The sequence below is a fragment of the Elioraea tepidiphila DSM 17972 genome, from assembly GCF_000378465.1.
Lineage (GTDB): Bacteria > Pseudomonadota > Alphaproteobacteria > Acetobacterales > Acetobacteraceae > Elioraea > Elioraea tepidiphila.
The window spans coordinates 180,750-193,730 of record NZ_KB899912.1; the positions used below are offsets into that span (position 1 = coordinate 180,750).

At 70.8% G+C, this 12,981-nt stretch carries 10 protein-coding genes; 5 read left to right on the forward strand and 5 right to left on the reverse strand.

Annotated features, from left to right (window positions below; all coding sequences use genetic code 11):
• Position 1: 1 nt before the first annotated feature.
• From F563_RS0103870 to F563_RS0103880, 3 genes are read left to right on the forward strand one after another with little or no spacing between them, the layout of a single operon-like run.
• Positions 2-904, forward strand: coding sequence for a carbohydrate ABC transporter permease (locus tag F563_RS0103870; protein ID WP_019013331.1), 903 nt, complete (start codon positions 2-4; stop codon positions 902-904).
• 10 nt (positions 905-914) lie between these two features.
• Positions 915-1,745 carry a carbohydrate ABC transporter permease gene (locus tag F563_RS0103875; protein WP_019013332.1) on the forward strand — a complete coding sequence of 277 codons (831 nt, stop codon included), beginning with the start codon at positions 915-917 and terminating at the stop codon, positions 1,743-1,745.
• A gap of 27 nt (positions 1,746-1,772) precedes the next feature.
• On the forward strand, positions 1,773-3,068 hold the full coding sequence (locus tag F563_RS0103880; protein WP_019013333.1) for an ABC transporter substrate-binding protein: 1,296 nt from the start codon (positions 1,773-1,775) through the stop codon (positions 3,066-3,068).
• Between the two features lie 2 nt (positions 3,069-3,070).
• On the opposite strand, the gene F563_RS0103885 is transcribed toward F563_RS0103880, so the two are convergent.
• Positions 3,071-4,420, reverse strand: coding sequence for an MmgE/PrpD family protein (locus F563_RS0103885; RefSeq protein ID WP_162140563.1), 1,350 nt, complete (start codon positions 4,418-4,420; stop codon positions 3,071-3,073).
• Between the two features lie 113 nt (positions 4,421-4,533).
• On the opposite strand from F563_RS0103885, the gene F563_RS0103890 reads away from it, so the two are divergent.
• The gene (locus F563_RS0103890) at positions 4,534-6,318 is read left to right on the forward strand and encodes a hydantoinase B/oxoprolinase family protein (RefSeq protein ID WP_019013335.1); all 1,785 of its coding nucleotides are present in this window, start codon (positions 4,534-4,536) and stop codon (positions 6,316-6,318) included.
• Positions 6,319-6,323: 5 nt separating this feature from the next.
• Positions 6,324-8,408 carry a hydantoinase/oxoprolinase family protein gene (locus F563_RS0103895; RefSeq protein WP_019013336.1) on the forward strand — a complete coding sequence of 695 codons (2,085 nt, stop codon included), beginning with the start codon at positions 6,324-6,326 and terminating at the stop codon, positions 8,406-8,408.
• Positions 8,409-8,412: 4 nt separating this feature from the next.
• Here F563_RS0103895 and F563_RS0103900 read toward each other — a convergent pair whose 3' ends face one another.
• The 4 genes from F563_RS0103900 to F563_RS0103915 all read right to left on the reverse strand — a co-directional run bounded on the left by F563_RS0103900 (position 8,413) and on the right by F563_RS0103915 (position 12,935).
• Positions 8,413-9,699, reverse strand: a complete 1,287-nt coding sequence (locus F563_RS0103900; RefSeq protein ID WP_026299308.1) for a TRAP transporter large permease — start codon at positions 9,697-9,699, stop codon at positions 8,413-8,415.
• A gap of 13 nt (positions 9,700-9,712) precedes the next feature.
• Positions 9,713-10,282 carry a TRAP transporter small permease subunit gene (locus F563_RS0103905; protein WP_245557095.1) on the reverse strand — a complete coding sequence of 190 codons (570 nt, stop codon included), beginning with the start codon at positions 10,280-10,282 and terminating at the stop codon, positions 9,713-9,715.
• Between the two features lie 79 nt (positions 10,283-10,361).
• A complete protein-coding gene (locus tag F563_RS0103910) occupies positions 10,362-11,417 on the reverse strand; it encodes a TRAP transporter substrate-binding protein (protein WP_026299309.1) in 1,056 nt (351 codons plus the stop codon).
• 132 nt (positions 11,418-11,549) lie between these two features.
• Positions 11,550-12,935 carry an aspartate aminotransferase family protein gene (locus F563_RS0103915; RefSeq protein WP_019013340.1) on the reverse strand — a complete coding sequence of 462 codons (1,386 nt, stop codon included), beginning with the start codon at positions 12,933-12,935 and terminating at the stop codon, positions 11,550-11,552.
• Positions 12,936-12,981: the final 46 nt, after the last annotated feature.

The following is a 12,981-nucleotide window of genomic DNA, read 5'->3' on the forward strand; positions in this document are numbered from 1 at the left end:
GATGAGCCCGCGCGCGCCCGGCTCGCCGCAGGCCCGCACCGAGGCGCGCTGGGGCGCGATCTTCGCCGCCCCGGCCCTGCTGCTGATCGTGGTGATCCTGCTCGCCCCGCTCGCGGTGCTGGTCGCACTCTCGGCGACCGACTACCGGCTCGGCGCGATCGCGGTGCGCATGATCGGGCTCGACAACTACGCGGCGATGTTCGCCGATCCCGTGTTCCAGCGCAGCTTGCGCAACACCTTCCTCTACGTCGCCTTCGTGCTGCCGGTGGCCGTGTTCGGCGGCCTCGGTGTGGCGCTGCTGGTGCACGCGCGCATCCGGACACGCACGATCTACGAGGTGATCTACTTTCTCCCCGTCACCTCCACACTGGTGGCGATGGCCACCGTCTGGCAGTTCATGCTGCACCCCACGCTCGGCCCGGTGACGCCGCTGCTCGCCGATCTCGGCTTCGGACGGATCGACCTGCTGAACGACCCCGATTTCGCCCTCGGCACGCTGGCGCTGATCGGCATCTGGCAGCTGATCGGCTTCAACATGGTGCTGTTCCTGGCCGGACTGTCGGCGATCCCGCGCGAGCTCTACGAGGCGGCCGCGCTCGACGGCGCGCGCTACGGCGCCGACCGCTTCCTCCGCGTCACCTGGCCGCTGCTGGGCCCGACGACGATGTTCGTCACCGTCACCTCCACCGTCACCGCGTTCAAGGTGTTCGACACCGTGGTGGTGCTGACGCGCGGCGGCCCGCTCGGCTCGACCGAGACGCTGCTCTACATCCTCTATCTGGAAGGCTTCCAGTACTTCCGCATGGGCTACGCGGCCGCGATGACAGTGGTGCTGCTGGTGTTCCTCGCCGGCCTCTCGATCCTCCAGGCGCGCGTGCTCGAGCGCAAGGTGCACTACGCATGAGGGCGGGGGCATGAGGCCGGGACGCCTGATCGGCCGGATCGCGTCGCACGCCGTGCTGCTCGCGGGTGCCGTGGTGATGGCCGCGCCCTTCGTGTGGATGCTGCTCACCTCGATCCGCCCGCCCGAGGAGGTGTTCGGTGCGGTGTTCGATCCGATCCCGTCGCGCTTCGCCGGGGTCGAGAACTACGGCCAGGCGCTGGGGGCGAGCAACCTGCCGCGCGCGATGCTGAACGGCGTGATCGTCTGCGGCGGCATCCTCGCGGTGCAGTTGCTCACCGCGATCCCGGCGGCCTACGCGCTCGCGCGGCTCTCGTTCCGCGGCCGCGGCCTGCTGTTCGGTCTGGTGCTGTTCGGGCTCTGCATCCCGATCCAGGTGCCCGCCCTGCCGCTCTACATCGCGCTCGCGAATCTGCGGCTGCTCGACACCTATTTCGCGCTGATGATGCCGTTCTTCCTGACCGTGTTCGGCCTGTTCCTGTTCCGCCAGTTCTTCCGCACCTACCCGGAGGAGATCCTTCAGGCCGCCCGGCTCGACGGCATGGGCGAGTTCGAGATCGTCTGGCGCATCGCGGCCCCTGCGGCACTGCCGGCGATCGCCGCGTTCTCGGTGTTCTCGGTCGTCGCACACTGGAACGATCTCTACTGGCCGCTGATCGTCGTCACCTCGTCCGAGCGCGCGACCCCCGCACTGGGCATCCTCGCCTTCCGCGATGCCGAGACGGGCGGCAACTATGGCGCGCTGATGGCGGCCGCGGCGCTGATCACCGGGCCGATGATCGTCGGCTTCCTCGTTGCCCGCCGCGCCTTCGTGCGCGGCATCACCATGACCGGGGTTCGCTGACCGGCACACTCGAAAGGAGAGACTCCGATGCTGACACGCAAGCAACTGCTGACCGGTACCGGCGCTGCCACGCTCGCCGCCACCCTGCCCGCGGAGCGCGCGGCCGCGCAGGCGCCGGTGACGCTCGACGTCGTGCACGCCTACCCCTCCTTCGCGCGGTTCTTCGCGCCGATCGCCGAGGAGTTCACCAAGGCGAACCCGACCATCCGGATCGCCTTCCGCCAGATCATCCCGAACTACGACGAGCTGCACCAGGCGCTGCTGCGCGGCGCGCTGACCAACCAGCTCCCGGACGTGACGTTCTCCGGCTTCAACCGCCTGCCCGAACTCGCGCGCACGCTGGCCGCGCGCAACCAGATCATCGATCTCGGCCCGCTGATCGCCGCCGAGGGCGCCACCTGGGCCAGCGAGAACTTCAGCCCGCGCATGCTGGCCTTGGGCAAGGTGGACGGCACGCAATTCGGCATGCCGTTCAACGCCTCCTCGCCGATCGCCTACTACAACCCCGAACTCGTTGCGCGCGCCGGCGGCGACCCGGACGCGTTCCCGGACTCCTGGGACGGGGTGATCGCCCTCGGCGCGCGCATCAAGCGGGCCGCACCGAACGCGATGGGCGTGTCCTACTACATCAACAGCTTCGACTCCGACTGGCTGTTCCAGGCGCTGGTTCAACAGGGCGGCGGGCGGATGCTGTCGGCGGACGGCAAGACCGTCACCTTCGGTGATGCCGCCGGGCTCGCGGCGGTGCGGCTCGCGCGGCGCTTCGTCACCGAATGCGGCATGGAACTGATCGGCGCGGACCAGAACCGCCAGCAATTCGCCACCGGCGGCATCGGCATCATCTTCGACAGCCCCGCCCGGCTCTCGGTGATCACCGGGCTGGTCGGTGGGCGCTTCCCGCTGCGCACCTCGCCCTTCCCGATCACCGACAAGCAGAACGGCGGCGTGCCCACGGGCGGCAACGCGGCAGTGATCATGGCCCGCGACGAGGCCAAGCGCCGCGCGGCCTGGGAGTACGTGAAATTCTCCGCGGGTCCCTTGGCGCAGAAGATCGCTGTCGAGATGACCGGCTACCTTCCGACCAATCTGCGCGCGGCCGGGCCGGAGTTCCTCGGCAGCTACTACCAGCAGAACCCGAACGCGCGTTCGGCCGCGTTGCAGGCCGACCGGTCGCTGCCGTGGGAGGATTACGGCGCGAACGGGCCGCGCATCCACCGCGCGCAGCAGGAGATCCTGACCTCGATCATGCGCGGCGACCTCACCCCCGAGGCCGGGCTCGCGCGCCTCGTGGAGCAGACGACCGCGCTGATGCGTGCGGCGTAACCTCAGCCCGACGCGGCGCGCATGAGCGCGCCGAGGTCGGGCGCGGTGTCGAGCGTCTCGACCGCGGCGACGAGCGCAGCGACATCCGCCCGCGGGCGGCGGGCGGCGGCGAGGCAAGCCGCCACCTTCGCGATCTGCGCGTCACGCGGGAGCGGATTCGCCGGGCTGCCGAGCGTGTGCTCGACGGTGATGCGCGCGGTCGTCACATGCTCGATTTCGATCGTCTGCGGCACGACCGCGTTCGGATCGGGGTTGTCGTCCGCCATCAGCCGCACCTTGCCGGCGAGCGCGAGCGTCGCGGCATCGGTCAGGCGCGCGGGCGTGAAATCGGCGAGCCCGACCGTGCCGAAGCGCAGCGTCGTCGCCGCGACGAAGGGCAGGCAGAGCCGCGCGTAGTTGGGCGTCAGGTCGTCGCGCAAGGGGCGCCCCACCAGACGCATCGCCAGCGGCGGCAGATGGAGCCGCACCTCGCGCACCGATGCGGGATCGATCGTCTCGCCCGCGCGCAACCGTTGCAGCCCGTCGATCACCGGATGCGTGAGCCGACCCGACGGGAACGGCTTGTGCGACAACGCCTGCGCCTGCCACGTGCGCCCGAGCGCCGCGAGCCCCGGTGCGAGATCGTGCTCGGGCTCCGTCATCGCCAGGAACCCGGACGCGCCGGTCAGCCACCCCTCGGGGCCGCGCGCGCCCGCCTCGGCGAGGTCGGCGGCGCGCAGCCCGGCGCCAGCGGCGAAGCCCATCTGCACCGCGAGCGCCATGCCGCCCTCGTGATGCGCCTGCATCGTTCCCGGGATCTGGCCGAGCAGCAGTCCCGCCCCGGCCGCGCCCTTCGCGAGGTCGAAGCCGCGCAGCCGCGCGACCGCACCATAGGCGCCGAACATGCCGGCGGTGGCGGGGCGGAAGAACCGCATCGGCCCGCGCGAGGCCGCGCCGATCGTGCAGGCGAGCTCCAGACCGAACACCACCGCCGAGACGAGGCGCGCACCGCTGACGCCACCCTGCCGCTCCGCCTCGGCGAGGGCCGCGGCGAGGGTCGGCGTCATCGCGTGCACCACCGCCCGCTCGTGGATCGCGTCGAACTCCAGCGCATGAGCCTGGAACGCGTTGACGAACGCTGCCTGTGCGGCCGGCAGGCGCGTGCCCTCGCCCCAGACCGTCGCCGCGCCGGCCGCGCCCCAGCGCGACGCGGCGGCGATGATTCCAGGCTGATCCTCATGGGCCGTGCCGGCGATGCCGACCGCGAGCGTGTCGAGGATGAACACGCGCGCCGCATCGCGCGCGGCGGCGGGGATCGCCTCGCCTGGCGTCTCCAGCACGTGGCACAGCAACGCGCGTTCGGGCTCCGGCATCATCGCGCGATGCTGGAGACGCGCGCGCGGCCGGTCAATCCGCACCCCGCTTGCGGCACCCGGCATCTGCGCCGACACTCGCGCGCACCCAGCGCACGAGGCCCGCACACTCCATGTCCGCCAGCCACGACCCGATCGCGTTCGAGCTCTTCCGCAACGCGATCTTCTCGATCGCCGACGAGATGGCGCTGACGGTGTTCCGCACCACCTATTCGGGCGTGCTGAAGGACAACATGGACTATTCGACCGCCTTCGCCGACGCGAACGGGCGACTGGTGGCGCAGGGACTGACGCTGCCCGGACATCTCGGCTCGATCCCGACCGCGCTCGAAAGCGTGATGCGCCATTTCGGCGACTCGATGCACGAGGGCGACATCTACTGCCTGAACGACCCGTTCGACGGCGGGATGCACCTGCCCGACATCTTCGTCTTCAAGCCGCTCTACCACCAGGGCAGGCGCCTCGCCTTCGCCGCGACCGTCTGCCACCACACCGACGTGGGCGGCCGCGTCGCCGGCTCGAATGCCTCCGACTCGACCGAGATCTACGCCGAGGGGCTGCGCATCCCGCCGCTCAAGCTCTACGACCGCGGCGTGCGCAACGAGACGCTGATGGCGATCATCGAGCGCAACGTACGCCTGCCGGTGCGGCTGTTCGGCGACCTGCGCGCCCAGCTCGCCGCCTGCCATATCGCCGAGACCCAGTTCGCCGAGCTCGTCGCCCGCTACGGCCCTGACACCGTCGCCTTCTACATGGAGGAGGTGATCGACTATGCCGAGCGGCTGACGCGCGCGGCGCTCGCCGAGCTGCCGGACGGCGAATGGTCGTTCGAGGACTGGATCGACGACGACGGCGTGGATGTCGGCAAGCCGATCCGCCTGTTCGTCACGCTGAGGAAGCAGGGCGGCCACATGGTGGTGGACTGGACCGGCACGAATCCGCAGGTGAAGGGGGCGATCAACAATACGCTCTCCTTCACCAAGGCCGCCTCCTACACCGCCGTGCGCTCCGTGCTGCCGGCGGGCATCCCGAACAACGAGGGCGTGTTCCGCGCGATCGAGGTGATCTGCGCGCCCGGCACGGTCGGCAACGGCGTGCTGCCGGCCGCCTGCGCGGCGCGCGGGCTGACCGGGTTCCGCATGACCGACTGCGTGTTCGGCGCGCTCGCGATGATGCTCCCCGACCGCGTCTTCGCCGCCGGCGACGGCGGCAACACGGGGATCTCGATCGGCGGGTGGGACGCCGAGCGCAGGCCGTTCATCTACGTCGACTTCACCTGCGGCGCCTGGGGAGCGCGTCCCTGGGCCGACGGGCTGGACGGCAACAGCCACATGTTCGCCAACATGGCCTCGCACTCGGTCGAGGTGACCGAGGCGGAGCAGCCGATCCAGCTCCTCGCCTACGAGTTCGTGCCCGACAGGGCGGGTGCCGGGATGTTCCGCGGCGGCGTGCCGTTCCGCCGCGACTACCGCTTCCTGGAGGCGGAGGGCACGTTGCAGGTGCGCTCGGATCGGCGCGTGCACCGGCCCTTCGGCCTCTACGGCGGCAGCCCCGGCGCGCCGTCCGAGAACGTTCTGAACCCGGATGGCGCGGCCGAACCCCTGCCCTCCAAGCTCACGATGACCATCCGCCGCGGCGAGGTGTTCCGCCACGTGCTCGCCGGTGGCGGCGGCTGGGGCGATCCGCTGGAACGCGACCCTGCGCTGGTGCTGCGCGACGTGCGCAACGAGCTGCTCTCGGTCGCCAAGGCCGCCGCCGATTACGGTGTGGTGGTCGCCGGCGGCGCCGTCGATGCCGCGGCCACCGCGCGCCTTCGCGCTGAGCTGCGTGCGCGGCGCGGCTGGCAGGCGCCACCCAAGGTGCAACGCACCGATCCGCTGCCCCGGGCGGCGGAGTGACGGGCATGGTCACGACCTGGCGCGTCGGTGTCGATATCGGCGGCACCTTCACCGACATCGTGCTGCTCGGCGCCGACGGCACCGTGCACACGAAGAAGATCTCCTCCAGCGTCGGCGACTATGCGCGCGCGATCGTCGAGGGCCTGGGCCAGCTCTTCGCCGAGACCGGCATCGCCGGCGGTACGATCGAGGAGATCAGGCACGGCACCACGGTCGCGTCCAACGCGATCCTGGAGCACAAGGGTGCGCGCACCGGGCTGATCACCACCAAGGGCTTCCGCGACGTGCTGGAGATCCGCACGCTGCGCATGCCGCGGCTCTACGACATCGCCTGGGAGAAGCCGCCCCCCCTGGTCGAGCGCCGGCTGCGCCGCGTGGTGGATGAGCGCGTCGATGCCCGCGGGCGCGTCGAGCGGCCGCTCGATCCGGCCGAGGCCGAGGCCGTGGTGCGCGACCTGATCGACGAGGGCGTCGAGGCGATCGCGATCTGCCTGCTGCACGCCTACGCCAATCCCGCGCACGAGACGCTGCTCGCCGGGATCGTGCGCCGCCTGGCACCCGATCTGCCGCTCTCGGTCTCGTCCGAGGTGCTGCCCGAGATCAAGGAGTACGAGCGCACCTCGACCACGGTGATCAACGCCTATGTGATGCCGATCGTCGCGCGCTACCTGCGCGCGCTGCGCAGCGGGCTCGACAGCGCGGGCGTGCCGGCGCGGCTGTTGCTGATGCAGTCCAATGGCGGGCTGATGGCCTCCGAGGCGGCGGCCGCCCGGCCGATGCACATCATCGAGTCTGGCCCCGCCGGCGGCGTGATCGGCGCGCAGGCGCTCGCGCGCGCGAAGGACCTGCCCGACATCATCACCTTCGACATGGGCGGCACCACCGCGAAGGCCGCGACCGTCGAGGGCGGGCATGTCGCGCGCGCCGCCGAATACTCGGTCGGGACCGGCATCATGGTCGGATCGCGACTGCTCACGGGCGCGGGCTATCTTCTGAAGGTGCCGGCGATCGACCTCGCGGAAGTGGGCGCCGGCGGCGGCTCGCTGGTGCGCGTCGATGCCGCCGGCGGGGTGCAGGTGGGCCCCGAGAGCGCGGGCGCCGTGCCGGGGCCGGTCTGCTACGACCGGGGCGGCACCGCGCCGACGATCACGGATGCGAACGTGATCCTCGGCTACCTCAATCCGCATCACCTCGTCGGCGGTGCGGTGACGCTGAACGCGGCGCGTGCGGCGTCCGTATTCGAGGACAAGGTCGCGCGTCCGCTCGGGCTTGAGCTCGCGCGCGCCGCGCACGGGGCGCATCTGATCGCGGCCTCGAACATGATCCGCGCGATCCGCGCCGTCTCGACGGAACGTGGGCGCGATCCGCGCGGCTTCGCGCTGTTCGCCTTCGGCGGCAACGGTCCCCTCTTCGCCTGCGGCATGGCCGAACAACTCGGCATGCGGCGGATCGTCGTGCCGCCCTCGCCCGGGCTGTTCTCGTCCTTCGGCCTGCTCTACGCCGACACCGAGCATCATTACGCGCGCAGCTTCCGTCGGCTCACCCGCGCGCTCGATCTCGCGGAACTGAACGCGGCGTGGGACGCGCTCGCCGCCCAGGCGCGCGCGCAACTCGCGGCGGAGGGATTCACGGCACCCACCGCACGGGTGACGCGTGCGGCCGCGCTGCACTATCACGGCCAGAGCTTCGACCTCACCGTGCCCGTGCCCGACGGGCCGCTCGACGCGGCCGCGCTGCGCGATCTGGAGGAGGCGTTCGGCGTCGAGCACGAACGCACCTACGGCCATCGCGCCGGCGCGGAGGAGCCGGTCGAGCTCGTCTCGATCCAGGTGGTCGGGCACGGGCTGCGCGCGAACGGCCGCCTGCCGGAACACACCACGCCCGCGCGCAGCGAGGGGGCGATCGCGCCGCGACGCGCCTATTTCGGCACCGCAACCGGCTGGATCGAGACGCCCGTGCTGCGCCGCGCCGATCTCGCCGCCGAGCGGACAGGGCCGCTGATCGTCGAGGAGTACGACGCCACCTGCCTGGTGCTGCCGGGCTGGCGCGCGCGGCTCGACGACGCGAGCAACGTCCTGATCGAGCGGTAGCTCCCTATCCCCGCGCGGTGCGCGGCAGCCAGAGCGCGATGTCGGGCCAGACCACCAGGAGCGCGATCATCGCGATCAGGGTCAGCACGAAGGGGGCCGCGCCGATCATCACGTCGTCGATCCGGCCGCGCTTGCGCAGGCCCTGCACCACGTAGAGGTTGATGCCGATCGGCGGCGTGATCATCGCCGTCTCCATCAAGAGCACGATCAGCACGCCGAGCCAGACCGGATCATACCCCGTGCGCACCAGCACCGGCACGATGATGGGCACGGTCGCGACCATCATCGACAGCGTCTCCATGAACATGCCGAGCACGAGGTAGAACCCGATGACGACGAGCAGCAGCTCGAACCGACCGAGGCCGAGCGCGGTGATGCTGCGGTTGACCATCGCGGTCAGCCCGATCGAGGTGATCACGAAGTTCAGGAAATAGGCGGCGATCAGGATCGCCATGATCATCGCGGTGGTGCGCATCGTGCCTTCGAGCGATTCACGGAGCACACCCCAGGTCAGCCGCCGCTTCCAGGCCGCGACCAGCAGCGCCGCGAGCACGCCAAGCGCTGCCGCCTCGGTCGCGGTCGCGAGCCCCGCATAGATCGAACCCACCACGGCGAGGAAGATGAACAGCGGCGGGATCAGGTCGGGCAGCGACCGCCAGCGCCCTTCCCAGGTCGTCGGCACGCGCTCGCCGTCGAGCCCGGGCCGGACGAGACAGACGATCAGCACGGTCAGGCTGAACAGCGACGCGAGCAGGATCCCCGGCACCAGCCCCGCGAGATAGAGGGCGGGAATCGAGGTCTCCGTCAGCACGCCATAGACGATCATGTTGATCGAAGGCGGGATCAGGATGCCGAGCGTGCCGCCGGCGGCAATGGTGCCGAGGAACAGCCGCTCGTTGTAGCCGCGCCGCTCGATCTCGCCCATCGCCACCGTGCCGATCGTCGCGGCGGTCGCGACGCTCGACCCCGAGGTGGCGGCGAACAGGCCGCAGGCGGCGATGTTGGAATGCATCAGCCCGCCCGGCAGCCACGGCACCCACTGCACCAGGGCGGCATACATCCGCTCGGCCGACCCCGAGCGCAGCAGGATCTCGCCGAGCAGCACGAAGAACGGGATCGCGACCAGCAGGAACGAGTTCGAGGTCGCCCACGCCATCTCGCCCATCGCGAGGTGCAGCGGGAAGCGCGCGTAGATCTCGCCCAGGGCCAGTCCCAGCACGCCGAGCGCCGCCGCCACGGGGATGCCGGCGCCGAGCAGGCCGAGCAGGATCAGGATGGTGGTGGGGATCATCGTGGCCGCGCCGTCACCGCCGCCGCTCCGCGGCGCGGACCTCCTCGGCGACATCCTCGGCCGCCGAGCGCGTGCCGATCAGCCCGGCCACGCCGGCACGGTCGCCCCGGACCACCCGGCCGAGCGCTGCCACGAACAGGGCGGCGCCGACCAGGAGGAACATCGCGAGCCCGATCAGCCAGATCGCCTGCGGGATCACGAGCGGGGTTTCGAGTGCGGACTGGCTGCGCGAATGCGACACCCAGGACTGCTCGAACACGCCGAGGCCATGCCAGAACACGAGGGCGAAGAAGCCGACCAGCAGGATCAGGCCCACGAAGTCGAGCACGATCCGGATCGGCGCCGGCAGCAGCATGTAGAGCGAATCGATCCGGATATGCCCGCGGTCGAGCAGCGTCGCCCCGAGCGCCCAGACCGTGCCGATCGCGAGCGCGTAGCCGGCGAGCTCGTCCGCGCCGCCGATCGACACGACGAAGACCTTGCGCAGGAACACGTCGATGCCGATCAGCACCGCGGAGAGGAGGATCAGCGCGCCGCCGAACCAAAGTCCGGACCGGGCCAGCACGGCGAGTCCTCTCATCATGCGCGTCACGCGCCTGCTCCGTACCGCACGAAAGGATCGCCGGCCCGGCCATGGGCCGCCGGACCGGCGTCACGCATGATCAGGGAACCGGCGCCCTCAGGCCGAGCGTCTTGCCGACCGTGTCGTTCCATTCACGGGCGCACTCCGCGCCGCAGCGGCGGGCCCAGTTCGCCAGCACCGCGCCCTCGACGAGCCGCTTGTGCACTTCCGCTTCCGCCGGCTTTACCGGCACCTCGGTCATGTTGGCCGGGCGACCCATGGTGCACGGGCCGCGGTTGAAGTTGCAGTTGTCGGCCTGGGCATCCGCCGCCTTGAGCGTCTGCCACATCTTGTCCTCGTAGGCCTTCACCTGGTCGAGGAAGAACTGCTGCACACGCGGCTCCAGCCGGTTCCAGGTGTTGAGATTGACGGCCAGGACGTTGATGCTCCAGCCGAGCGACATCGGATAGATCGACTTCGACACTTCCGGCCAGCGCGCCGTGTTGCCCGACAGGCTGCCGGTCACCGCGCAGTCCACCACGCCCGAGTTCAGCGCCGGCACCACCTCGGCGAAGGCCATGCTCACCGCGGTCGCGCCGATGCCCTGCAGGAAGTCGCGCATCGTGTTGTTGAACACGCGGATCTTCTTGCCGCGCAGGCCCTCGAGCCCGCTGATCACGTCGCGGCACCAGAACACCTGCGGCGGGTTGCCGCCGAAGGCGAGCAGCTTCGCGTTCCAGTTGCGCTGCATCTGCCGGTCGATGATCGGGCGCCAGGCGTTGCAGGCTTCGCGCGCCTTGTCGGCATCCAGCGTCAGCCCGGCGAGGTCGCAGCCCTCGAACCGCGCGTCGTCGCCGGCCATCTTCGAGATATCCATGCCGGCGAAGTCCATGACGCCGAGCCGCAGCAGGCGCAGCATGGTGCGGTCGTCAATGCCCATCTGGTCGAGCGGCGTGATGTCAACGGTGATCCGGCCGTTGGAGGCGCGCGGAATGGTCTCGCGCCAGAACGGCACCTCGTCGACCATCGAGGCGACGGTGGGGCTGTTCAGCCCGATCGCCTTGAACTGGAGCTGCGGCAGCTCCTGCGCCGCCGCGCCGAAAGGCTGAAGCCAGAGCGCGGCGACCGCCGCACCCAACAGGTTGCGCATCCTCATGCGAGCCTCCCCTTCGAAGGGGATCGCCCCGAAGCGCCCTCGATCACGGGCGCGGGAAGCGACCCGAAACGAGACGGATGGTGACACCGCCCGGCAGTCGGCGGCAAGCCCACTCAGCGCAGCGACTCCCGGTCAGGCGATCTCGCGTTCCTCGCGCAGCGCCCGGATCGCGCCGTGGAACGCCTCGACCGTGCGGGCGAGATCGTCATCGCCGTGCGCGGCCGAAGCCGGCCCGCCCGGCCAGGGCGCGAGATCGACCCCGCGCGTGCGCATCGCCAGCAGCAGCTTGGTCACGGTCTGGTTGCCGCGCGGAACCTTCAGGTCGGCATAGCCCAGGGCCAGCGGATCGAAGCGTCGTGGCCCGATCGCCAGCCCCTTCGGATTGACGAACACATGGGTGCCGGTGTGGGTGCCATAGACCGCCCAGTTCACCCCCTCCTCGGCCAGCACGTCGTTCAATGCGGCGCGCAGCCGCGCAGCATAGGCGTGGCTGCGCGCGACCGCATCGGTGTCGCGGATGATCTCCAGCGTGGCGATGCCGGCAGCGGCCGAGAGCGGGTTGGCGTTGTAGGTGCCCTGGTGCGGAATCTTCTCGACCCCGCGCGCGGCTGCCCGCTCCGGGTCGAGCAGTTCGAGCAGGTCGCGCCTGCCCACCACCGCGCCACCCGGCAGGCCGCCGGCAAGGATCTTGGCGAGCGTGGTCAGGTCGGGGCGGATGCCGAGCGCCTCCTGCGCGCCGCCGCGCGAGACGCGGAACCCGGTGACGACCTCGTCGAACACCAGCACGATCCCTCGCCGCGCGGTCTCGTCGCGCAGGCGGCGGACGAACTCGGGCCGCAGCGGCACCTGGCCGTAGCTCGATCCTGTCGGTTCGAGGATCGCGGCGGCGATGTCCGCACCCTCGGCGTCGAGCAGCGTCACGAGCCCGGCCTCGTCGTTCGGATCGACGAACACGACGTTCTCGGCCAGTGCGCCGAGCACGCCCGGGGTCGGCGTGCCGTCGAAATGATTGGTGACGCCGAAGGCCATGTGGTCGTGCCAGCCGTGGAAATGTCCGCGCAGGCGGAGCAGCTTCCTGCGCCCGGTCGCGGCGCGGGCCAGGCGCAGCGCCATCAGCGTCGCCTCGGTGCCGGAGCTGGTGAAGCGCACCATCTCGGCACTCGGCACCAGTTCCTGGATCAGCTCGGCCCAGCGATTCTCCAGCGCGTGGTTGGCGCCGTAATGCGTGCCACGCGCGAGCTGTTCCGCCACGCGCGCGGTCACGGCCGGATGCGCGTGGCCAAGGATCAGCGCGCCATGACCACCGGCGTAATCCACGTACTCGTTGCCATCCACGTCCCATTTGCGTGCGCCCTCGGCCCGCACGATCGCCAGCGGATGGGGCCGCACATAGCGCGAATCGTGGGTGACACCGCCCGGGAACAGGCGCTGCGCGGTGGCGTAATTCGCAGCACTGCCGGGCGTGCGCGCGATGAAGGCGGTGACGATCGGCGAGTTGGTCGGCGGCATGGCGTTCATGGCGGCACTCCGGCAGGGAGACGGGAGCGTGGCCCGGCGGCGATGC

What these genes read in the sequence shown, in the direction of transcription:
- F563_RS0103905 (WP_245557095.1), bottom strand. Translation starts at nt 10,282, where the DNA reads ATGATGAGAGGACTCGCCGTGCTGGCCCGGTCCGGACTTTGGTTCGGC.
- F563_RS0103870 (WP_019013331.1), top strand. Translation starts at nt 2, where the DNA reads ATGAGCCCGCGCGCGCCCGGCTCGCCGCAGGCCCGCACCGAGGCGCGC.
- F563_RS0103915 (WP_019013340.1), bottom strand. Translation starts at nt 12,935, where the DNA reads ATGAACGCCATGCCGCCGACCAACTCGCCGATCGTCACCGCCTTCATC.
- F563_RS0103875 (WP_019013332.1), top strand. Translation starts at nt 915, where the DNA reads ATGAGGCCGGGACGCCTGATCGGCCGGATCGCGTCGCACGCCGTGCTG.
- F563_RS0103900 (WP_026299308.1), bottom strand. Translation starts at nt 9,699, where the DNA reads ATGATCCCCACCACCATCCTGATCCTGCTCGGCCTGCTCGGCGCCGGC.
- F563_RS0103910 (WP_026299309.1), bottom strand. Translation starts at nt 11,417, where the DNA reads ATGAGGATGCGCAACCTGTTGGGTGCGGCGGTCGCCGCGCTCTGGCTT.
- F563_RS0103890 (WP_019013335.1), top strand. Translation starts at nt 4,534, where the DNA reads ATGTCCGCCAGCCACGACCCGATCGCGTTCGAGCTCTTCCGCAACGCG.
- F563_RS0103895 (WP_019013336.1), top strand. Translation starts at nt 6,324, where the DNA reads ATGGTCACGACCTGGCGCGTCGGTGTCGATATCGGCGGCACCTTCACC.
- F563_RS0103880 (WP_019013333.1), top strand. Translation starts at nt 1,773, where the DNA reads ATGCTGACACGCAAGCAACTGCTGACCGGTACCGGCGCTGCCACGCTC.
- F563_RS0103885 (WP_162140563.1), bottom strand. Translation starts at nt 4,420, where the DNA reads ATGCCGGAGCCCGAACGCGCGTTGCTGTGCCACGTGCTGGAGACGCCA.